Consider the following 20,678-nt stretch of genomic DNA (forward strand, 5'->3'; position numbering starts at 1 on the left):
ATGGCCGCCAAGGACGACGACCGGTCGACCCCGCCGCCGCTACCGGAACCCCTGGCCGTGGCGGTGGCCGACTCGCACACCCACCTCGACATGCAGTCCGGCACCCCGGCCGAAGGCCTGGCCCGCGCCGCCTCCGTCGGGGTCACCACCGTGGTCCAGGTGGGCTGCGACGTGCCCGGTTCGCGCTGGGCCGCCGAGCTGGCGGCCCAGTACGAGCAGGTGCACGCGGCCGTCGCCCTGCACCCGAACGAGGCGCCGCGGATCTTCCTCGGCGACGCGGACGGATGGTCCGGCCAGCAGCGCAAGGCCGGCGGCGCCGCCGCCCTGGACGAGGCGCTCGCCGAGATCGACCGGCTCGCCGCCCTGCCGCAGGTGCTGGCGGTCGGCGAGACCGGGCTCGACTACTTCCGCACCGGGCCGGAGGGCGTGGAGATCCAGAAGGAGTCGTTCCGCCGCCACATCGAGATGGCCAAGCGGCACGGCAAGGCCCTGGTCATCCACGACCGGGACGCCCACGAGGACGTCATCGCCGTCCTGCTGGCCGAAGGCGCCCCGGAGCGGACCGTCTTCCACTGCTACTCCGGCGACGCCGAGATGGCCAAGACCTGCGCCGAGCACGGCTGGTACCTGTCCTTCGCGGGGCCGGTCACCTTCAAGGCCAACCAGCCGCTGCGGGACGCACTGCTCGCCACCCCGCTCGACCGGATCCTGGTCGAGACCGACGCCCCCTTCCTCACCCCGCACCCCTACCGCGGCCGGCCCAACGCCCCGTACCTGATACCGGTCACGGTGCGCTCGATGGCCGCCACCCTGGGGCTGCACGAGGACGAGCTGTCGGCGGCCGTCGCGGAGAACACGGCGCGGGCCTTCGGGTACTGACACGCGGCACGGGGCCCCGGGTGCCCGGAACCCGGGCCCCGCCCGCGCCCGTATCCTTGGCGCGTGAGCACCACCGACCCCACCCCTGACAGCCACCTGCTGGGCGCCGCCGACATCCGGGAGCTGGCGGCCGCGTTCGGCGTGAAGCCGACCAAGCAGCGCGGACAGAACTTCGTCATCGACGGCAACACCGTGCGGCGCATCGTCCGGGCCGCCGAAGTGACCGAGCAGGACGCGGTGGTGGAGGTCGGGCCGGGGCTCGGCTCGCTGACGCTCGCGCTGCTCGACGTGGCGCGGCACGTGACCGCGGTCGAGATCGATCCCGTGCTGGCGCAGCACCTGCCGGACACCGTCGCGGCCCGGATGCCCGCCAAGGCGGACGCCTTCGACCTGGTGTTCAGCGACGCCATGGAGGTCACCGAGCTGCCCGGGCCCGCGCCCACCGCGCTCGTCGCCAACCTCCCGTACAACGTGGCCGTGCCCGTCCTGCTGCACATGCTCGCCACCTTCCCGAGCATCGAGCGGACCCTGGTGATGGTGCAGAGCGAGGTCGCCGACCGGCTCGCCGCCAAGCCGGGCAACAAGGTGTACGGCGTCCCGTCGGTCAAGGCCAACTGGTACGCCGACGTGAAGCGGGCCGGCGCCATCGGGCGGAACGTCTTCTGGCCCGCCCCCAACGTCGACTCCGGGCTGGTCTCGCTGATCCGCCGCGAGCCGCCCAAGACCAGCGCCAGCCGCGCGGAGGTCTTCGCCGTCGTCGACGCCGCGTTCGCCCAGCGCCGCAAGACCCTGCGCGCCGCCCTGGCCGGCTGGGCCGGCTCCGCCGCCGGGGCCGAGCAGGCGCTCGCCGCCGCCGGGATCGACCACAAGCTGCGCGGCGAGATGCTGACCGTGGAGCAGTTCGCCGCCATCGCCGAGCACAAGCCCCAGAAGGACAAGGACAGCGAGTGATCACCGTACGGGTGCCGGCCAAGGTCAACGTCCAGCTGGGGGTCGGCGGCCTGCGCGCCGACGGCTTCCACGACCTGACCAACGCCTTCTTCGCCGTCGCCCTCGGCGACGAGGTCACCGCCACCCCGGGTGAGGGCGTCACCCTGACCTGCTCCGGGCCGGACGCCGCCGTCGTCCCGCTCGACGACAGCAACCTCGCCGCCCGCGCCGCCCGGCTGCTCGCCGCCCACCACGGCATCGCCGACCCGGGCGTGCACCTGCACATCGCCAAGGCCATCCCGGTGGCCGGCGGCATGGCCGGCGGCAGCGCCGACGGTGCGGCCGCGCTGGTCGCCTGCGACGCGCTGTGGCAGCTGGACACCCCCTTCGAGACGCTGCTGGAACTGGCCGCGGAGCTGGGGTCGGACGTGCCGTTCGCCCTGCTCGGAGGGGTCGCGCTGGGCCGCGGCCGGGGCGAGATCCTGGAACCGCTCGCCGTCGAGGGCACCTACCACTGGGTCTTCGCCGTCGCCGACGGCGGCCTGTCCACCCCCGCCGTCTTCCGCGAGTGCGACCGGCTCCGCGAAGAGGCCGGCACCGGCTCCAACGACACCGACGTCCCCACCCCCGCCGCCGACCCGGCCCTGCTCGCCGCACTCGCCGGAGGCGACGCCGTCGCCCTGGCCGGCGTGCTCGCCAACGACCTCCAGCCCGCCGCGCTCTCGCTGCGCCCCTCGCTCGCGGACACCCTGCGGGCCGGCACCGAAGCGGGCGCCCTCGGGGCACTGGTCTCCGGCTCCGGACCGACCTGCGCCTTCCTCGCCAAGGACGCCGACGCGGCCGCCGCCGTCGCCGCGGCGCTGCGGGCCTCCGGCACCTGCCGGACGGCGCACGCGACCCACGGGCCGGTGCCGGGGGCCGCGCTGCTCGCGGAGTAACGGGGCGGGCGGCGCGGCGAGGCGTCGGCGCTGCAGCAGCGCGGTGAGGCCGTCGCTGCGGGCCCATTAGGCTGGGGAGATCGGGGTGTCCCCGATTCAGGGGCGGCGGGCCGCCCCGCGACCGCCGAACCCAGGAGCGCAGCACACGTGGCCGTCAACCTCGCCACCATCGAGTCCGTCACGAAGGTCTACGGCACCCGCACCCTGCTGGACGCGGTCAGCCTGGGCGTCAGCGACGGCGACCGGATCGGCGTCGTCGGCCGCAACGGCGACGGCAAGACCACCCTGATCCGGATGCTCGCCAAGCTGGAGGAGCCCGACAGCGGTCGGATCACCCACTCCGGCGGGCTGCAGATGGCCGTCCTCACCCAGCACGACTCGCTCGACCCCGAGGCCACCATCCGCCACGAGGTGATCGCCGACCGGGCCGACCACGAGTGGCTCGGCGACGCCCGGATCCGCGACATCATCGAAGGCCTCTTCGGCGGCCTCGACCTGCCCGGCTTCGCCGACGGCCTGGACACCGTCATCGGCCCGCTCTCCGGTGGCGAGCGCCGCCGGATCGCCCTCGCCAAGCTGCTGCTCGGCTCGCCCGACCTGATCGTCCTCGACGAGCCCACCAACCACCTCGACGTCGAGGGCATCAACTGGCTCGCCGAGCACCTGCAGAAGCGCCGCTCCGCGCTGGTCTGCGTCACCCACGACCGCTGGTTCCTCGACCAGGTCTGCACCCGGATGTGGGACGTCCAGCACGGCGAGGTCCACGAGTACGAGGGCGGCTACTCCGACTACGTCTTCGCCCGCGCCGAGCGCTCCCGGATCGAGGCCGTCGAGGAGCAGAAGCGCCAGAACCTGGCCCGCAAGGAACTCGCCTGGCTGCGCCGCGGCGCCCCCGCCCGCACCTCCAAGCCGCGCTACCGCATCGAGGCGGCCAACGCGCTGATCGCCGACGTGCCGGACCCGCGCGACAAGTCCGAGCTGATGAAGTTCGCCAACGCGCGACTCGGCAAGACCGTCTTCGACCTGGAGGGCGTGACCGTCAAGGCCGGCCCGAAGCTGCTCCTGGAGAACCTCACCTGGCAGCTCGGCCCCGGCGACCGGATCGGCCTGCTCGGCGTCAACGGCGCCGGCAAGACCTCGCTGCTGCGCGCCCTGCGCGACGCGTACGCGAGCGAGGGCGACGTGCAGCCCGCGTCCGGCGTCATCAAGGTCGGCAAGACCGTGCGGCTGGCCTACCTGTCGCAGGAGGTCGCCGAGCTGGACCCGGCGATCCGGGTGCTGCAGGCCGTCGAGCAGGTCCGCTCGCGGGTCGACCTCGGCAAGGGCCGGGAGATGAGCGCCGGCCAGCTGTGCGAGCAGTTCGGCTTCGGCAAGGACAAGCAGTGGACGCCCCTCGGCGACCTGTCCGGTGGCGAGCGCCGCCGCCTCCAGCTGCTGCGGCTGCTGATGGACGAGCCCAACGTGCTGTTCCTCGACGAGCCGACCAACGACCTGGACATCGAGACGCTCAACCAGCTGGAGGACCTCCTCGACGGCTGGCCCGGCTCGATGGTCGTCATCAGCCACGACCGCTTCTTCATCGAGCGGACGACGGACGTCGTCCACGCCCTGCTCGGCGACAAGAAGATGCGGATGCTGCCGAACGGCGTGGACGAGTACCTGGAGCGGCGGGCCCGGATGGCCGCCCAGGCCGCCCCCGCCCCCGCCGCCGCTGCCCCGGTGGCCGAGACCGCTGCTTCCGGGCTGTCCGGCGGGGACCTGCGGGCGGCCAAGAAGGAGATGCAGAAGCTGGAACGGCAGATCGCCAAGCTGGACGAGAAGGAGTCCAAGCTGCACGCCCAACTCGCCGAGCACGCCGCCGACTTCTCCAAGGTCGCGGAGCTGGACGCGCAGCTGCGCGCGGTCCGGGACGAGAAGGAGGAGCTGGAGATGAGCTGGCTGGAGCTGGCCGAGCAGGTCTGAGTCGTTCCGAGTCGTGTGATCCGGCGGTCGCGCTAGCCCCCGGCCAGCAGCGTTTCGAGCTCGTCCGCCGCACGGCCCAGCGCGCTGAGCGTGGGGTCGTGCGGCGTGTCGTGCGGCGTGTCGTGCGGCGTGTCGTGCGGCGTGCTCGGACCGGCTGCGTGTCCCGGTGCGGTCGTACGGTCGGTCGGTGTGGTCGGTGTGGTCGGCGGACGGTGCGCGCGGGCGGCGGCGGTCAGCTCGTCCAGCGCCCGGCGCACCCGGTCGACCTCGGCCGGGTCCGGCACCCGGCCGCCGTACCGGACCTGCGCCGCGAACGCCGCCACCGCGCCGCCCAGCCGCTCCAGCGCCGCCGTCGCCGGAAGCCACCGCTCCGCCAGCCGGCCGGTCGGCGGCGGTTCGACCAGCCCCTGCTGCACCTCCTGGCGGGCATCCGCCAGCGCCCGGTAGGCCGTGCGCCGCAGCCACACCTCGGCCCGCTCGGCGCGTCCGGCGGTGACCGCGTCGAGGTAGGCCCGCAGCGCCGTCGTCGCCGTCACCAACCGGGGCTCGATCCGGTGACGCGGCCGCTCGGGCCACAGCAGGTACCCGAAGAGCAGGACGACCGCACTGGCCAGGACCGAGTCCAGGACCCGCGGCCGGAACTCCGCCGCGCCGCTCTGACCGCCGAGTTGGATCAGGACCAGCGCCATCGGCGTCATCACCACGGTGTTCAGCCCGTAGTGCGCCGCCGTGACGTACGGCAACAGGGCCACGCAGAGCGCGGCGACCACCGCCAGCGCCCACTCCTCGGTGGTCAGCACGAGCAGCGCCGCGGTGACGGCCACCCCGAGCACCGTGCCGACCGACCGGCTCACCGCCCGCAGGAACACCGACCCCAGGTCCGGCTTCAGCACGAAGGCGATCGTCATCGGCACCCAGTAGCTCTTGCCGAGCGGGTAGTTGGCGGTGACCGCCGACCCGACCGCGATGCACAGCGCCACCCGCAGCCCGTACCGCACCGACGGCCCGGACAGCAGGCGCACCCGCAGCCGCCAGGGATCGGGCGCAGGCGCGGGCGCCGTACCGAGCTGCGCGTCACGGCCCGCCACCGTGTCGGCGGCGGCCCGCAGGGCCACGTCCAGGGCCTGCCGGGCCGGCGTGTCCGGCCGCCACCCGGGGACCGCGACCTCGCCGCCGCCGCGCCGCACCGCCGCCGCGAGACGGTTCGGCACCTCCGCGACCTCCGGCGGCACCGGGCGCCGGGCCCACAACAGGCCCGTCGCCGCCTCGGTGGCGGCGAGGGCGGCCTCGTACATGCGGCTCGTCGGGTCCGTCGGGTCCGTCGGGTCCGTCGGGTCCGTCGGGCCGTTCGGGCCGGTAAGGCCGGTCGGGACGGTCGGGCCCTTGGTGTGCCTCCTGGCCCTTCCGGGCAGGAGGTCCTGGAACTGGTTCAGACGGGCCGTCAGCACCCGGCGCGAAGCCGCCGCCCGCGGCGTGCCCAGGTCGGCCAGCGTCCGGCCGAGCGCGTCGTACGCGGCGGCGAGCGCCCGGTTGCGCGGATCCGCCGCGGGCCGACCCGGCGCCCCCGCCGGCAACCCGAGCAGCACCACGAACCCGGCCCCGGCCAGCATCATCGGCGCCGCCGCCCACCACGGCCCCGGCAACGGCATCCCGCTCCCCAGCGCGGCGGACACCAACAGCAGCATCCCGGCCGCCGACCCCCGCGGACCCGTCGCGCTCAGGGCGCCGGAAGCGAAAGCCGTCAACGTCAGTGCGACGCCCAGGGTGAGACCGTCGGCGTCGGCGCGCTGGAGAGCGGTGCCGAGCAGCATGCCCAGCGCGGAGGCGAGGACGGCCGCCCCGATCCGGGCCGCCCGCAGCCGCGACGGCTCGACACGGTCGTTCATCGTCGCGTGCATCGCCCCGAGCCCGGCGAACACCCCCAGATCCAGCCGATGCACCAGCAGACCCACCGCCAACGGCACCGCCATGCCCGCCGCCGCCCGAACCATCAGCGTCAGCGGCAACGGCGGCCGCGCGGGCCGCGCGGCGCGGGCCCACCAGGACACGGCGTTCGGGGAGCTCATGCGGACACGTCCGTTCTGCGGCCTGGAGTCGCTGCTGTGCGACATTGCGCGGCAGATGGGGCGTACCGGACCAGTCTACCCAGCAGCCCGGAAGGCGGGTTGTACGTGTCAAGTTCGTACCGATCGCGTACGCGCGGGCCAAGGACCCTGCCGGTGCGACAGAGGTGATGGCTACGATGACGGAGGCGAAAACCGCCCACAGGGCGGGCGGTTCGCCGACCAGGACGGTACGGCGACTGCACGAACCAGAAGTTGACGGTGTGTTGCGTTGCGGCACGGAAGCCCCCGGGTGCCGGGGAGCGACCGGCCGTACGGGGGAGAGGTGAACTGCTGTGGCAGGCAATGGTGCATCAAGTTCGGGAACGCCGACTCCGTCGGCGAGCCCTTCGGCGAGTCCGTCCCCGAGCCCGTCGGGGACCCCTGCGCCGAGTTCCACGCCGAGCCCCTCGCCGAGCCCGGCTCCGAGCCCGACTCCGACGTCCTCGGCGAGTCCGTCGCCGAATCCTTCGCCCAGTCCTGCGCCGACTCCCGACCCGAGCACCCCGGGCACCGACCCGAACACCCCGGCGGGCCCGGACGACACGCCGTTCATGCTGAGCGACCCGTTCGGCCCCTTCGGCTTCGGCATCAACCGCGTCGTCAGCACCGTGCAGACGAACTTCAGTGCCAACGACCTGGTGTCGGCGTTCGGCAAGCAGGACGTCAAGGTGGAGCTGCAGACGCTCTCCAACTTCGCGGCGAAGGTCGAGGCACTGCTCGCCGCGATGGAGGGCTCGGCGGCCGCGCCGTACAAGCTCGAAGAGCAGAAGGTCGAGACCGCACACTTCGCCAGCGCGAAGTTCGACGAGGCGACGACCCTGACGACCGCGTACGGCAAGGTCCACGCTCAGCTCGTCAAGTTCCACAAGGACTTCGTGAAGCAGATCCAGACGATGCAGGAAGCCATCGCGACGACGCACGGCAGCTACACGACCAACGAGGACCACACGACTGCCGACCAGAAGGCGGTTGCATCGAATGCCGGCTACACCTCACCGTCGGCGGGGTCGAGCGGGTCGGGGTCACGGTCCAACGCGGGCCTCTGATAGCGGACGCGGGGCCACACACGGGGAGACGGGGAAGAGACCATGGCAGGCGAATCCAAGTACAACGACATGAAGCATCCCGCCCTCAGGGCGGTGGTCGACAAGACGATGCCCGATGTGGTGCTGAAGCGGGCTGCTCAGCTCCAGGACGCCGGTCGCGTGCTGGGGGAGCTCAGCACTGCCCTCCAGGCACACCTCGGCCAGGTCCACTGGGAGGGACCAGCAGCCGAGAACTTCAAGACCTGGGTCGGAAACCTCTACAAGTCCGCTGACATCATCGGGCAGCACTCGACGACCGCCGGCGGTGCGATGACCCAGGCCGGCGAGGCACTCAGCACGGCCAAGGTCGCGATGCCGCCGCTTCCGCAGACCGCGATCGACAAGGTCGCCCAGTACGAGAAGCAGAGCCCTCCGGTCGGCGTGGAAACCAAGCTTTCGGCGGTCGGTCAGACGATCGACCAGTACATGAAGGCGAGCGGGACCCCGGAGGGCAATGCCTGGGTGACTGCGGAGGAGTACAAGCAGGCCAAGGCGACCGTCGAGAAGGAGCGGCAGGAAGCCGTCCATCAGGTGGAGAACCTGGCCCAGGCGTACACCGCTGCAGCGGCGACCCTGAACGGGATCCCGGAGGATGTGACGCTTCCGGGGACGCCTGAGACCAACCAGAACGACTCCTCGTCGGTATCTGGTGGTGGGACCGGAGGCGGCGGCGCATACGGGAGTTCCGCCCGAAGCCCGCGCTCGTACGTCGGCGGCAGCGGCGGAGGCAGCTACAGCCCGTCCGGCGGGGGTAACTACGGCGGCGGTTCGGTGACGCCGTACCACCCCGGTTCGGGTTCCACCGGGCCGTCCGGTGGGGGCAACACCACCCCGACCCCTCCGTACAGCGGCGGCCAGTTGCCTTCCAACCCGCAGGACCCGGGTACCTCGACCCCGCCGTCCCACCCGTCGGACCCGGTCAACCGTCCGGGCACCGGGCTGGACAGCATTCCGACCGCGCCGCCGACCCAGACCGGTCCGGGCGGCGGCCCCGTGCCGACGGGCGGACCGACCACTGTTCCGACCTACCCGACCGGTCCCACCGGACCGGGCGGAGGGCCCAACACCCCCGGTGGGGGCCCCGTGCCCGGCTTCCCGGTCGTGCCCGGCGGCGGTTCGGTCCAGACCAAGGGCGGGGGCAGCGACTACCTGCCCGGCAAGGGTGGCAGCGTCAACCCCCGCACGCCCTTCGGCGGCCAGACGCCCGGGAAGAACGGCACCCCGGGCATTCCCTCCGGGACGGTCTTCGGCTCTCGTGAAGCGGGACCGGGTGGCGGCCGGGTCGGCGGGCAGAACGGCATGAACGGCATGGGCATGCACCCTGGCATGGGTGGCGGTCACGGTGCCGTCGGCGGGGGCGGAGGCTCGCGTGGCCGGGGCCTGGCCTCGACCACCGGTGGCACGGTCGGCGGCCGCAAGGGGCCGACCGCCGGTGGTGAGTTCACGCCCGGCGGTACCGGCCTGCGCAACCGCGCGGCTGCAGCGGGAGCCACCGAGGCCGGCGCCGCCCGATCCGGGCAGAACGGCATGATGGCCCCGGGGATGGCAGGTCACGGCAACCGGAAGGAACGTGACCGCCGCAACCGCGCGGACTACCTGCACGAGGACGAGGAGACCTGGACCAGCGGTACGCCGGACAGCAACCCGGACGTGGTTGAGTAGGACGACAGCGACTGCCCGGCCACTGGGCTTTCCCAGTGGCCGGGCAGAGTTGTTCGGGGGCACGCTTCCGGTCGGTGAAGAGAGTGGCGAGGAGCTGTGATGGGGCGGACGAACACGCGGATGCACTGGCGAGCGGTCGGTGCGGCGCTCCTGGCGGCGGGAATCGCCGTCGGCCCGGTCACAACGCCGGCGGTTGCCGACGACACAGTTCGCGCGCGGCAGTGGCACTTGGATGCCATGCATGCTCCGGAAATGTGGAAGGTTTCCACGGGGCAGGGGATCACTGTCGCAGTGGTCGATGGGGGGTTCAAGCTGGACCATCCGGATCTTGCTGGACAGTTCCTGCCGGGCAAGGATTTCAGTGGAAGTCCTGGTGGCGTGGGATCCTTCAGTGACGGGCACGGCACGGAGATGTCCAGCCTGATCGCGGGCACGGGTAAGGGTGTCGGGGGAACGGGCGCATACGGCCTGGCCCCGGGAGTGAAGATCCTTCCGATCAAGATCAATAATGGGTCTGTCGGCACCGTCGTATCTGGCGACTTCTTGGATCAGATCGGACAGGCTGTCAATTATGCGGTCGATCAGGGCGTAAAGGTCGTCAATATCTCCCAAGGCATGGCGGCGGTGACGGCCGCCACGAACGACGTGGAGAAACTGAACAAGATTCTCTCCACTGCGCGCTCCAAGGGTGTTTTGGTTGTGTCCAGCGTTGGAAATAAGGCGCAGTCCGGGAATCTCCTTTCGTACCCGGGTGGGCTGCCCAACGTCGTAGGCGTGGGAGCCATTGATCGCCAAGGGACTGTTACGGCTGAATCGGAAACCGGCCCCCATGTCGCTGTGGTCGCGCCCGGCGATGAAATCCTCGCAGCGTGCACATCGGAAACCGGATATTGCAAGAGCCATGGGACATCGGACGCGGCGGCGTTGGTATCCGCATCCGCGGCACTGATCTGGTCGGTTCACAAGGAGTGGACTGCGAATCAGGTATTGCGGGTGCTCATCAACACGGCGGGAAGGCCGAATGGCGGGGACAAGCGTACGGATGATGCGGGGTGGGGGGCGGTTCGGCCGCGTATTGCGTTGACGGATCCGGGGGATCCCGGGCCGGCGGGCGTGTCGCCGCTCCCGGCTGACGCGGCTTCGCCGTCGGGGGCTCCGTCGGCTTCTGCTTCGGCCTCCGCGTCGGCTCCCGCGCCGTCGGTGCCGGGCCCGACGGGTGGTGTGGCGGCTCCCGCGCCGTCGGTGAAGGCTGATGCGTCGTCGGGGTCGGGCAGTGCGTTGCCGATCGTGGGTGGTGTGGTGGCCGGGTTGGCGCTGGTGGCCGGTGTCGTGCTCTTCGTGGTGCGGCGGCGGAAGTCGGCCGTGCAGCCCGGGGCTCAGGTGCCGCCGGTGCCGCAGCAGCAGCCGATGGGTGCGGTGCCGCCGCCGTCGTACCAGCCGCCGGTGGCGCCGGAGGAAAACCCGTACGCGAAGTAGTTCAGGCCTGGACGGTGCGCCGGTCCGGTAGCCGGGGGTCAGTGTGGGGGCTGGGTGCCGTCGGGCCACACGCAGGGGGAGGTGAAGCCGATGACGAGCATCCCGTGCGTGCTGTCGAGGCCGTCGATGGTGCCGGTGAACCGGTTGGCGGCGTTCGTGGAGTGGATGGACCGGAAGGAATGTGACCGCCGCAGCCGTGCGGACTACCTCCACGAGGACGAGGAGACCTGGACCAGCGGTACGCCGGACAGCAACCCGGACGTGATTGAGTAGGACGGCAACGACTGCCCGGCCACTGGGCTTCCCAGTGGCCGGGCAGGCTTGTTCGGGGCACGGTTCCCGGTCGGTGGACAGAGTGACGAGGAGTTGTGATGGGGCGAAAGCAAGGTGGGTGGCGACTGCTTTCAGCGGCACTCCTGGCTGCGGGTGTTCTTGCTGGCCCGATTGCTGGGCCCGCAGTTGCCGATGATTCGATCCGCGCTGACCAGTGGCACCTGGACGCCATGCACGCCCCGGAGATGTGGAAGACCTCGAAGGGTGAGGGCATCACTGTCGCGGTGATTGACGGAGGCTTCAAGCTGGATCATCCGGACCTGGTCGGGCAGTTCCTCCCGGGGAAGGACTTCAGCGGCGGCTCTAGCAGCGTGGGCGTCGACCCCAGCGGGCATGGCACCGAAATGGCCAGCCTCATCGCAGGTACGGGTAAGAACCGCGCTGGGAAGGGCGCCTACGGCCTCGCGCCTGGCGCGAAGCTCCTTCCCCTGAAGATCAATAGCGGGTCGGAGGGAGCTGTTATTACGACCGACTTCCTTGATCAGATCGGCCAGGCCGTGAACTATGCGGTCGAGCAAGGTGCGAAGGTGATCAGCATCTCGCAAGGAAGGGATGCGGTTGCCGCCACGTCGGATGATCTTGCGAAGATCAATCGCATCCTTGCGAATGCGCGGGCTAAGGGGGTCCTCGTGGTCGCCAGTGTCGGAAATTCCGGGCAGCAGGGCAATGTTGTCGAATATCCGGGTGGTCTGCCGAATGTGGTCGGCGTGGGGGCTATCGACCGGAATGGCACCGTGACGGACGAGTCCGAGTCCGGGCCGCAGGTCGCTCTCATGGCCCCTGGCATGGATGTGATCGCTGCTTGCACGGCTTCCACCGGCTACTGCAAGAGCCATGGGACGTCTGACGCGACTGCTTTGGTTTCTGCTTCGGCAGCGCTGGTCTGGGCGGTTCACAAGGAGTGGACTGCGAATCAGGTTCTGCGAGTGCTCATCAACACAGCGGGAAGGCCGAATGGCGGGGACAAGCGTACGGATGATGCCGGGTGGGGTGCGGTTCGGCCGCGTATTGCGTTGACGGATCCGGGGGATCCCGGGCCGGCGGATGTGTCGCCGCTTCCGGCTGACGCGGCTTCGCCGTCGGGGGCTCCGTCGGCTTCTGTTTCGGCCTCCGCGTCGGCTCCCGCGCCGTCGGTGCCGAGCCCGACGGGTGGTGTGGCGGCTCCCGCGCCGTCGGTGCAGCCGAAGGCCGATGTGTCGTCGGGGTCGGGCAGTGCGTTGCCGATCGTGGGTGGTGTGGTGGCCGGGTTGGCCCTGGTGGCCGGTGTCGTGCTCTTCGTGGTGCGGCGGCGGAAGTCGGCCGTGCAGCCCGGGGCTCAGGTGCCGCCGGTGCCGCAGCAGCAGCCGATGGGTGCGGTGCCGCCGCCGTCGTACCAGCCGCCGGTGGCGCCGGAGGACAACCCGTACGCGAAGTAGTCCAGGTCCAGACGATGCGCCGGGGCGGATGGCGGACGGCGGGCGGTCAGTGCGGGGGCTGGGTGCCGTCGGGCCACACGCAGGGGGAGGTGAAGCCGATGACGAGCATCCCGTGCGTGCTGCCGATGCCGTCGATGGAGCCGGTGAAGCGGTTGGCGGCGTTCGTGAAGTGGATGGAGGTGCGGAGGGCTTCGGAGTCGTCGCGGTGGAAGCCCATGGATTCGATCCGGGCCCGGAGCCGTTCGACGTATTCGTCCTGGCGGTCCGCCGGGATGCCGGAGAGGCGTTTCTCGGTGACCTCCACGACTCGGCCGTCGTACTCCGAGGGGGCGTCGTTCTTGAAGCAGTTGGTGCCGTTCTCCCGCCCGCTCGCCGTGGTGACCGGTTGGGGCAGGTCGGCGATGGCCTGCCCTGCGTAGTCCGCGGTCTGCTGCTTCGCCTGGGCCCGCGTCATCGTGGGGGCGTCGGTTTCCCCGGTGCACGCCGGGACCGTCCAGAGCAGTCCGGCGGTCACTGTGGCCGCGATCGCCCGGTGTGGCCTCACCGGTCGTTCCCGTTGCCGGTGATCACGGCGCCGAAGGACCTGACGGATTCGGTGCCGGGCAGCCAGTAGTGGGAGTGGTCGGTGGTGCCGGCCGGGAGGTGTCGGGCGCCGAAGTCGGTGTCCATGGGGTCGCGTCCGAACAGGAGGCCGGTGCCGGCGGCGGTCTTGATCATCGTGTCCTGGCTTCCCCGGGCGACGTGGACGCGGGAGGGGTCGATGTTCAGGTCCTCGGCGTGGTCGACGCCGACGCCGGGGCTGCCGACGAGGACGACGTCGTCCACCGGCGGGGTGTGGTCGCGCATGGTGAAGCCGACGACGACGCTGCCGTAGCTGTGGCCCATGAGGGTGTTGTGCGAGGGGGTGCCCTCGTGGGTCGTGCGCAGGGCGTGCTGGAAGCGGGCCAGGTCCTCCTCGGCGTTCTCGGCGTACGCGTCGGTGGACGCCTCCGGGAAGATGTTCTGCGGGGCGTCGTAGCCGACCCAGGCGATGGCGGCGGTCGTCCTGGGGCTGCCGGGGTCGGTCCGGTCGGCGGCCCTGACCATCTCGTCGGCCTTGTCGACGTCTCCGATGGCGGTGGCGAGCCGGGAGGTGGTGCCGGGGACCAGGGTGACCACGTTGTCCGCCGTGTCGGGGTTGTTGACGGAGACGATCGCGCGTCCGTTGCCCTCGGTGTCGTAGCCGAGCAGGTAGGCCGGGGTGCCGTCGCGGGACTCCGCGCCGTCGCCGGTCAGGCGGTCCTCGATGGCCGCGATCGCCGTCAGCTTCTCCTGCAGGTCCTGCTGCCGGCGGTGCCATGCGACGTAGTCGGGGTTCGGGATGGGCTCGCCCTTGGCCCAGCCGAGGAACTGCTCCGGCTCGGGGCCGAGCCGGTCGAGCCGGGCCTGCAGGTCCTGCTTGCTCCGCGCGAGGTTGATCCGGTTGGCCTGGTCGCGGGCGACGGCGGGGATGCCGTCGAGGTTGCCGACCCGGTCGGGGTGGTTGAGGACGAAGCGTTGCTGCTGGGCTTCGGTGAGGCTGTCCCACCAGCGCTTCACGGCCTCCGGGTCGGTTCCGGCGGGGGGTACGGCCTCGCGGGCGGCGAACGCTTCCCGGTCCTTCCGCACGGTGGCGGCGTCCAGGCCGGTGCCGCTGTTCGCGTTGCGGGCGAGGTGGTTGAGCCGCTGTGCGATCTCCGAGTCGGCGTGGGCGGCCTCGTTGAGGGCGGCGGTGATGCGGCGGCCGAGTTCTTTGGCGGTCTCTTCGGCCCGGTCGCCGGGGTGGTTCGCGGAGGTGGGTTCGGCGTCCCAGGTGATCCGCCCGTCGGGGGCGACGGTGAACTTCTGCTTCTCGGCGTCGTCCAGGGCGTTGACCAGGTGCGCCTGGGCGGCGGCGAAGCCTTCGGCGGCCTCGGCGAGGGCCCGGCTGACGAAGGAGAGTTCCTGGGCGGCGAGCCGGAGTTCGGTGCCGATCGCCTGGATCTCGGCGGTGGCGTTCTCGGCGGCGGTCCCGGTCCACTGTGCCGCGCCGAGCCGGTCGGCGACCTCGTGCTGCCAGGACTCGGCGTGCCGTCCCAGCGCGGTGACGAGGGCGTCGTAGGCGGCTCCGGCCGTGGTGATGCCGTTGATGTCGGCGTTCCGGAGGGTGGCGATGTCCATCGGCCTCACCGGGCCTTGCCGGCGCCGTTGGTCCGGGCGGCTTCGGCGGCCGGGGACAGGTCCTTGGTGAGGACGGTTCCGAACGGGTCGGCGGCCGGGGTCCGGTGGTCGTGCGGGGTCCGGTGGTCGTACGGGGTGGTTGCCGCGCTGCCGGTCAGGGCCGTGGACAGGCTCTGTTCGTTCCGGCGGTAGTCGGCTGCGGCGGTCGAGAGCTTGGTGCCGCTGCCGGCCATGTCGGCGGCGAGCTTGTCCAGCAGGGTCTTCCAGCCGGCGGCGCAGTCGTGGATGGCGGGCCCGGTGAGCCAGCCCCGGAGGGCGGCGGCGGCCTGGTCGCCGGGGGCGGTGATCTTCGTCGTCTCGGACGGGATCCGGCCGCCGAGGTGCTGGGCGGTCTGCCCGCAGTTTTCCAGTACGGCCGGATTGACGGCGAGAGCGGCGCGTGAATAGGGGCCCGGCACGGTTTCCCCCCGTATGTCGAGATGGTCTCCGGACGGTCAGCATACGTGCGGTGGCGCCGGGTTCGGCGGGCTGCGGGGAGCGCGTGGGGTGCGGGCCGGGCGCGGGTCCGCGGGGGTGCGCCGTGGTCACCCGGGTGGGGGCTGGTGAGGGTGGGGCGGGGTGGTGAGGGTGGTGGTATGGATGCGGAGGATGCCTGGCAGGCAGTGCAGTTGGAGCAGTCGGGGCAGGCGGAGCGGTCGGAGCGGGCGGAACGGCCGGGACAGGCGGGCCAGTTGCACCGGGCCGCGGCCGCGGCGCTGATCGGGACGGCGATCGAGTTCTACGACTTCTTCATCTACGGGACGGCGGCCGCCTTGGTGTTCGGGCCGGTGTTCTTCCCCGGACTGGGCACGGTGGGGGCGCTGTTGGCGGCGTTCTCGGTGTACGCGGTGGCGTTCCTGGCCCGGCCGTTGGGGGCGGTGGTGTTCGGGCACTTCGGGGACCGGGTGGGGCGGAAGGCGACCTTGGTGGTGTCGCTGCTGCTGATGGGGTTGGCGACGGCGGCGGTGGGGGTGTTGCCGGGGTTCGCGGCGTGGGGGTGGTGGGCGCCCGCCGTGCTGGTGGCGCTGCGGGTGTGCCAGGGCGTCGGGCTGGGCGGGGAGTGGGGCGGGGCGGCGCTGCTGATCGCGGAGAACGCGCCGGCCGAACGGCGGGGGCGGTACGGCGGGTTCCTGCAGTTGGGGCCGACGTGCGGGTTCGTGCTGGCGAACGGGGTGTTCCTGGCGCTCCAACTCGGGCTGGACGAGGGGGCGTTCCGCGCGTGGGGCTGGCGGGTGCCGTTCCTGGCCTCGTTCGCGCTGGTCGCGGTGGGGCTGTTCGTGCGGCTGCGGATCGAGGAGTCGCCGCTGTTCCGCTCGGCCGGGCGCGGGGAGCGGGCGCCGTCGCTGGAGGTGCTGCGTGAGCACTGGCGCCCGGTGTTGGCGGGCGGCGGGGCGATCACGGTGGGGTACGCGCTGTTCTACCTGACCACGACGTACGCGCTGGCGTACGCGACCTCGGGGCTCGGGGTGGCGAGCACGCTGGTCCTGACGATGCTGTTGATCGGCGCGGTGGGGATGGCCGCGACGGTGTGGCTGAGTGCCGCGCGCAGCGACCGGTGGGGCCGGCGGCGGACGCTGTGGTGGGCGACGGTGCTCGCCGCGGGTTGGTCGCTGGTGCTGTTCCCGTTGCTGGAGACGGCGAGCCGGTCGCTGATGTTCGTCGCGCTGGCGGGCGCGATGGTGGTGCTGGGGTGCATGTTCGGGCCGGTGGCGGCGTTCCTGCCGGAGCTGTTCCCGACGCGGGTGCGCTACACGGGTGCCGCGCTGACGTACAACCTGGGCGGCGTGATCGGCGGGGCGACGACCCCGCTGGTGGCGACGCGGTTGACCGAGGCGTACGGGACGGCGCAGCCGGTGGGTTGGTACCTGGCGGGGTTGGGCGTGCTGGCCCTGGGCTGCCTGCGGCTGCTGCCGGAGACCACCGGCGCCGAGCTCGGGGCGGTGGACGGCGGACGCCGCCGGGCGCCCTTGCTGGGGGCGGATCCGGCGGCGTAGGCGCGCGTGAGGGGCGGTCGGGTCGGGCCGAGCGGGTCGGTCGGACCGGGTCGGCCGGAGAGGTCAGCCGGCCAGGGCGGCGCGGCCGGCCAGCACCACGGCGGTGTGCTGGGCGACGCGGGCGCCGAGGTGCTCGGCGGTCGCGATGTCGGCCTTGTGGACGGCCTCCGGGCCGGCGTCGGAGGGGGAGGAGGCGGCGGCGCCGCTGAAGAAGCCGAGGCGGTTGAGGTCGTTCTCGGAGGCGGTGGTGGCGTTCCAGCCCGGCTTGAGGCCGAGGTTGACCCAGTTCATGCCGTGCTGGGCGGCGAGGGTCTGGAAGAAGCCGAGGGTGCCGGCCTTGTCGCCGCTCTTGGAGGCGGAGTTGGTGAAGCCGGCCGCGACCTTGTCCTTCCAGGCGTCGGTGAACCAGCGCTTGCTGGAGGCCTCGGCGAAGACGTGGAAGGCGCCGGAGGCGGTGCCCATGTAGGTGGGGGAGCCGAAGACGATCGCGTCGGCGGCGTCCAGCTGGGCCCACTGCTCCTCGGTGATGGTGTCGACGGCGATCTGGACGACCTCGGCACCTGCGGCGGCGGCGCCGCGGGCGACGGCCTCGGCGATCACGGCGGTGTGGCCGTAGCCGGAGTGGTAGGCGAGGACGACGGTCGGGCGGATGGCGGTCATGTGGGCGCTCCAGGGGGACGGCGTGGACCGGCGGAAGCCGGTGCGACGACAGAAGGCGGCAGGCAGAAAGCGGAATGCGGACGGCGGAGGATAGGGCACGGCGCCGGGGCAGGACGCACTGACGCGGCCCGGCCCGACCCCGATCCGTTGGCGGTCTCCAATATAGACCAGGTCTCTATTGGTTACCAAGGGCGGATTGGAGACCGGAGGGCTACCCTGGAGGGCATGACGACGGAGGAAGCGACCCGGGCCCGGGCGGGGCAGCACGAGGAGCAGCAGGTGCCGGACGGGCCGGAAGGCGCGGCGGAGCAGGGGTTCGACCTCTTCGCCCGGCTCTGCCCCAGCCGCGAGGTGTTCGCCGAGCTGGCCGACAAGTGGTCGCTGCTGATCCTGATGAGCCTCGCCGCCTGCGGGCCGCAGCGCTTCTCCGAGCTCCAGCGCGGGGTCGGCGGGGTCAGCCGCAAGATGCTCACCCAGTCCCTGCGCAACCTGGAGCGCAGCGGCCTGGTGCTCCGCACGGTGTTCCCGGAGACGCCGCCGCGCGTGGTCTACGACCTCCTGCCGCTCGGGCGCGAGCTGGCCGAGCTGGTCACGCCGGTCGGGCAGTGGACCGAGCACCGCGCCGGGCAGATGATGGCGGCCCGCGAGGAGTTCGACGCCGCGCACACCGAGGGCTGACGCCGCGCACACCGAGGGCTGAGGCCGCGGAACACGCGCGCGGGCCACGCCGCCCGCCTCCGATCGAGGCCGCGGAGTGATCGGGAAGCCCGGGGCGGAGCCGATTTCCCTTCCGGGCCGACGGCCGTGTAATGTCTTCCTTGTTCGACCGGCCCGGGAAAACAAAAACCCGGCAAGCCCCTATAGCTCAGTCGGTAGAGCGTCTCCATGGTAAGGAGAAGGTCTGCGGTTCGATTCCGCATGGGGGCTCAACTGGAAGACCCCCGCCTCTGGCGGGGGTCTTTCGCGTTTCCGGCCGCAGTCGACGCGCGACGGCTGGCGGGTCGGGTACGGAATGCGCTGTGATGGTGCGTCATCGGCCGCCCGCCCGAAGGGCGCGGGCGCGAGCCGAACCCTGACCGGGAGGGCGTCATGGGCGTTCGACTCGTGGTGGTGGACGACCACCGGCTGTTGGCCGAGGCGCTGGCCACCGCGCTCCAGCTGCGCGGACACCGGGTGCTCGCGGTGGGCTCCCCGGCCGGTGTCGCCGCTGACCTGGTGGCCGGCCGGCGGCCCGAGGTGTGCCTGCTGGGGGTGGCCGCGCCGGGGGAGCCGGGCGCCTTCGACGGGCTGCGCCGGATCCGCCGGGAGCGCCCCGAGGTAGCGGTGATCGTACTCGGGCCGGTGGGCGAACTGCGCGGTGTGGCCGGGGCGTTCGCGGCCGGCGCGGCCGGGTACGTGCCCAGCGACGAGCGGATCGAGGTCGTCGAGCGGGCCATCGGGCGGGCCCGGGCGGGTGAGGCCGCGGTCACGGTGGACGTCCTGCGCGGCGCGTTCGACCAGCTGCTGCGCCCGGCGGCCGAACCGGACGACGAGGCCGTCCGGCTGCTGCGGCTGCTGACCCGGCGTGAGGTGCAGGTGCTGGCCCGGATCGCGGACGGCGAGGACACCGCCGCGATCGCCGCCGGGATGCGGATCGCCGCCAGCACCGCCCGGACGCACGTCCAGCGGGTGCTGATGAAGCTCGGCGCGCGGACCCGCCTGGAGGCGGCCGCGGTGGCGGCGCGCACCGGGCTGCTGGAGCGGATGTCCGGGGGCTGATGACTTGGTGAAAAGCCTGCGAGCAGCTGCCCGGGTGGTCCGGAGCACCCCGGTGGGTTGGGAGAATGGCCCCAGTCGTACGGATTCCGTCGATGGCCACGCCCACCGCGCGGACCATCGCCCGCTGGAGGTCGCAACATGAGTAAGTACCTGGTCACGGGTGGCGCCGGCTACGTCGGCAGCGTGGTGGCCGCCCACCTGCTGGAGGCGGGGCACCAGGTGACCGTCCTGGACGACCTCTCGACGGGCTTCCGCGAGGGCGTTCCGGCCGGTGCCGAGTTCGTCGAGGGCCGGATCCAGGAGGCCGGCGAGGTCCTGGACGGCTCCTTCGAGGGCGTGCTGCACTTCGCCGCCTCCTCGCAGGTCGGCGAGTCGGTCGTGGACCCGGAGAAGTACTGGCGCAACAACGTGGCCGGTTCGCTGGAGCTGATCAGCGCGATGCGCGCGGCGGGCGTGCGCAAGCTCGTGTTCTCCTCCACCGCGGCCACCTACGGCGAGCCGGAGGCCGTGCCGATCGCCGAGACCGCCCGCACCGCGCCGACCAACACCTACGGCGCCACCAAGCTCGCCGTGGACCACCTGATCACCAGCGAGGCCGTCGCCCACGGCCTGGCCGCCGTCTCGCTGCGCTACTTCAACGTGGCCGGCGCGTACGGTGCGTACGGCGAGCGCCACGACCCCGAGTCGCACCTGATCCCGCTGGTCTTCCAGGCCGCGCTCGGGCAGCGCCCGCACATCGCGGTGTACGGCGACGACTACCCGACCCCGGACGGCACCTGCATCCGCGACTACATCCACGTCGCGGACCTGGCCGACGCCCACCTGCTGGCCCTGGGCGCGGCCAAGCCGGGCGAGCACCTGATCTGCAACCTGGGCAACGGCAGCGGTTTCTCGGTGCGCGAGGTGATCGAGTCGGTCAAGCGCGTCACCGGCCGGGAGATCCCGGTGCAGGTCGAGGGCCGCCGGGCCGGCGACCCGGCGGTGCTGGTGGCCTCGGCCGCCCGCGCCCACGAGGCGCTGGGCTGGACCCCGCGCCGCCCGAACCTGGACGACATCGTCGCCGACGCCTGGAAGTTCACCCTGGAGAAGAACGGCCTCTAGGCCCTGTAGGCCCTCCAGGCCCTCCAGGCCCTCCAGGCCCTCCAGGCCCTCCAGGCCCTCCAGGCCCTCCAGGCCCTCCAGGCCCTCCAGGCCCTCCAGGCCTTGCAGGCGGGCCCGGCACGGCCGCCGGCCGGCGCGGCCGCCGCACCCGGAAGATAGGGAG

At 72.2% G+C, this 20,678-nt stretch carries 18 protein-coding genes and 1 tRNA gene; 14 read left to right on the forward strand and 5 right to left on the reverse strand.

The features are described from left to right. From ABT048_RS36855 to ABT048_RS36870, 4 genes are all read left to right on the forward strand, one after another. Positions 1–879, forward strand: a complete 879-nt coding sequence (locus tag ABT048_RS36855) for a TatD family hydrolase (RefSeq protein WP_350525982.1) — start codon at positions 1–3, stop codon at positions 877–879. Between the two features lie 63 nt (positions 880–942). After that, on the forward strand, positions 943–1,830 hold the full coding sequence (gene rsmA / locus ABT048_RS36860; protein ID WP_350525983.1) for a 16S rRNA (adenine(1518)-N(6)/adenine(1519)-N(6))-dimethyltransferase RsmA: 888 nt from the start codon (positions 943–945) through the stop codon (positions 1,828–1,830). Then, positions 1,827–2,747: a 4-(cytidine 5'-diphospho)-2-C-methyl-D-erythritol kinase gene (locus ABT048_RS36865; protein ID WP_350525984.1), complete on the forward strand. Its 921-nt coding sequence runs from the start codon at positions 1,827–1,829 to the stop codon at positions 2,745–2,747. The genes rsmA and ABT048_RS36865 overlap by 4 nt, the downstream gene beginning before the upstream one ends. A gap of 147 nt (positions 2,748–2,894) precedes the next feature. Further along, a complete protein-coding gene (locus ABT048_RS36870) occupies positions 2,895–4,709 on the forward strand; it encodes an ABC-F family ATP-binding cassette domain-containing protein (protein ID WP_350525985.1) in 1,815 nt (604 codons plus the stop codon). Positions 4,710–4,741: 32 nt separating this feature from the next. On the opposite strand, the gene ABT048_RS36875 is transcribed toward ABT048_RS36870, so the two are convergent. Beyond that, positions 4,742–6,775 carry an FUSC family protein gene (locus ABT048_RS36875; protein ID WP_350525986.1) on the reverse strand — a complete coding sequence of 678 codons (2,034 nt, stop codon included), beginning with the start codon at positions 6,773–6,775 and terminating at the stop codon, positions 4,742–4,744. A 590-nt stretch (positions 6,776–7,365) separates the two neighbouring features. Between ABT048_RS36875 and ABT048_RS36880 the strand changes: the two genes are divergently transcribed. From ABT048_RS36880 to ABT048_RS36900, 5 genes are all read left to right on the forward strand, one after another. Next, complete coding sequence (locus ABT048_RS36880) at positions 7,366–7,860, forward strand: DUF2563 family protein (protein ID WP_350525987.1); 495 nt, start codon at positions 7,366–7,368, stop codon at positions 7,858–7,860. Between the two features lie 42 nt (positions 7,861–7,902). Then, entirely contained in the window at positions 7,903–9,561 is a 1,659-nt protein-coding gene (locus tag ABT048_RS36885) for a WXG100 family type VII secretion target (protein WP_350525988.1), read from the forward strand. A gap of 99 nt (positions 9,562–9,660) precedes the next feature. Continuing rightward, positions 9,661–11,037 carry a S8 family serine peptidase gene (locus ABT048_RS36890; RefSeq protein ID WP_350525989.1) on the forward strand — a complete coding sequence of 459 codons (1,377 nt, stop codon included), beginning with the start codon at positions 9,661–9,663 and terminating at the stop codon, positions 11,035–11,037. 90 nt (positions 11,038–11,127) lie between these two features. Further along, positions 11,128–11,310: a hypothetical protein gene (locus tag ABT048_RS36895; RefSeq protein ID WP_350525990.1), complete on the forward strand. Its 183-nt coding sequence runs from the start codon at positions 11,128–11,130 to the stop codon at positions 11,308–11,310. Between the two features lie 98 nt (positions 11,311–11,408). After that, positions 11,409–12,785, forward strand: coding sequence for a S8 family serine peptidase (locus tag ABT048_RS36900; RefSeq protein WP_350525991.1), 1,377 nt, complete (start codon positions 11,409–11,411; stop codon positions 12,783–12,785). Positions 12,786–12,831: 46 nt separating this feature from the next. On the opposite strand, the gene ABT048_RS36905 is transcribed toward ABT048_RS36900, so the two are convergent. The 3 genes from ABT048_RS36905 to ABT048_RS36915 form a co-directional block, all read right to left on the reverse strand. After that, positions 12,832–13,239 (reverse strand): hypothetical protein, encoded by a 408-nt coding sequence (locus ABT048_RS36905; protein WP_350525992.1) that lies wholly within the window; start codon positions 13,237–13,239, stop codon positions 12,832–12,834. 86 nt (positions 13,240–13,325) lie between these two features. Beyond that, positions 13,326–14,963, reverse strand: a complete 1,638-nt coding sequence (locus tag ABT048_RS36910; RefSeq protein ID WP_350525993.1) for an alpha/beta hydrolase — start codon at positions 14,961–14,963, stop codon at positions 13,326–13,328. A gap of 5 nt (positions 14,964–14,968) precedes the next feature. Then, positions 14,969–15,421 (reverse strand): hypothetical protein, encoded by a 453-nt coding sequence (locus tag ABT048_RS36915; protein ID WP_350525994.1) that lies wholly within the window; start codon positions 15,419–15,421, stop codon positions 14,969–14,971. 177 nt (positions 15,422–15,598) lie between these two features. Here ABT048_RS36915 and ABT048_RS36920 point away from each other — a divergent pair, with 177 nt between their 5' ends. Further along, positions 15,599–16,996, forward strand: a complete 1,398-nt coding sequence (locus ABT048_RS36920; RefSeq protein WP_350525995.1) for an MFS transporter — start codon at positions 15,599–15,601, stop codon at positions 16,994–16,996. 63 nt (positions 16,997–17,059) lie between these two features. Here ABT048_RS36920 and ABT048_RS36925 read toward each other — a convergent pair whose 3' ends face one another. Further along, positions 17,060–17,656: a flavodoxin family protein gene (locus ABT048_RS36925; RefSeq protein WP_350525996.1), complete on the reverse strand. Its 597-nt coding sequence runs from the start codon at positions 17,654–17,656 to the stop codon at positions 17,060–17,062. A 225-nt stretch (positions 17,657–17,881) separates the two neighbouring features. On the opposite strand from ABT048_RS36925, the gene ABT048_RS36930 reads away from it, so the two are divergent. The 4 genes from ABT048_RS36930 to galE all read left to right on the forward strand — a co-directional run bounded on the left by ABT048_RS36930 (position 17,882) and on the right by galE (position 20,515). Continuing rightward, complete coding sequence (locus ABT048_RS36930; protein WP_350525997.1) at positions 17,882–18,334, forward strand: winged helix-turn-helix transcriptional regulator; 453 nt, start codon at positions 17,882–17,884, stop codon at positions 18,332–18,334. 176 nt (positions 18,335–18,510) lie between these two features. Continuing rightward, positions 18,511–18,583 (forward strand) — tRNA-Thr (locus tag ABT048_RS36935). Between the two features lie 162 nt (positions 18,584–18,745). Next, positions 18,746–19,414: a LuxR C-terminal-related transcriptional regulator gene (locus ABT048_RS36940; RefSeq protein WP_350525998.1), complete on the forward strand. Its 669-nt coding sequence runs from the start codon at positions 18,746–18,748 to the stop codon at positions 19,412–19,414. 138 nt (positions 19,415–19,552) lie between these two features. Continuing rightward, positions 19,553–20,515 (forward strand): UDP-glucose 4-epimerase GalE, encoded by a 963-nt coding sequence (gene galE, locus ABT048_RS36945; RefSeq protein ID WP_350525999.1) that lies wholly within the window; start codon positions 19,553–19,555, stop codon positions 20,513–20,515. The last annotated feature ends 163 nt before the right edge of the window (positions 20,516–20,678 follow it).

The organism is Kitasatospora sp. NPDC096140 (genome assembly GCF_040303045.1).
In the GTDB taxonomy this organism is placed as follows: Bacteria; Actinomycetota; Actinomycetes; order Streptomycetales; family Streptomycetaceae; genus Kitasatospora.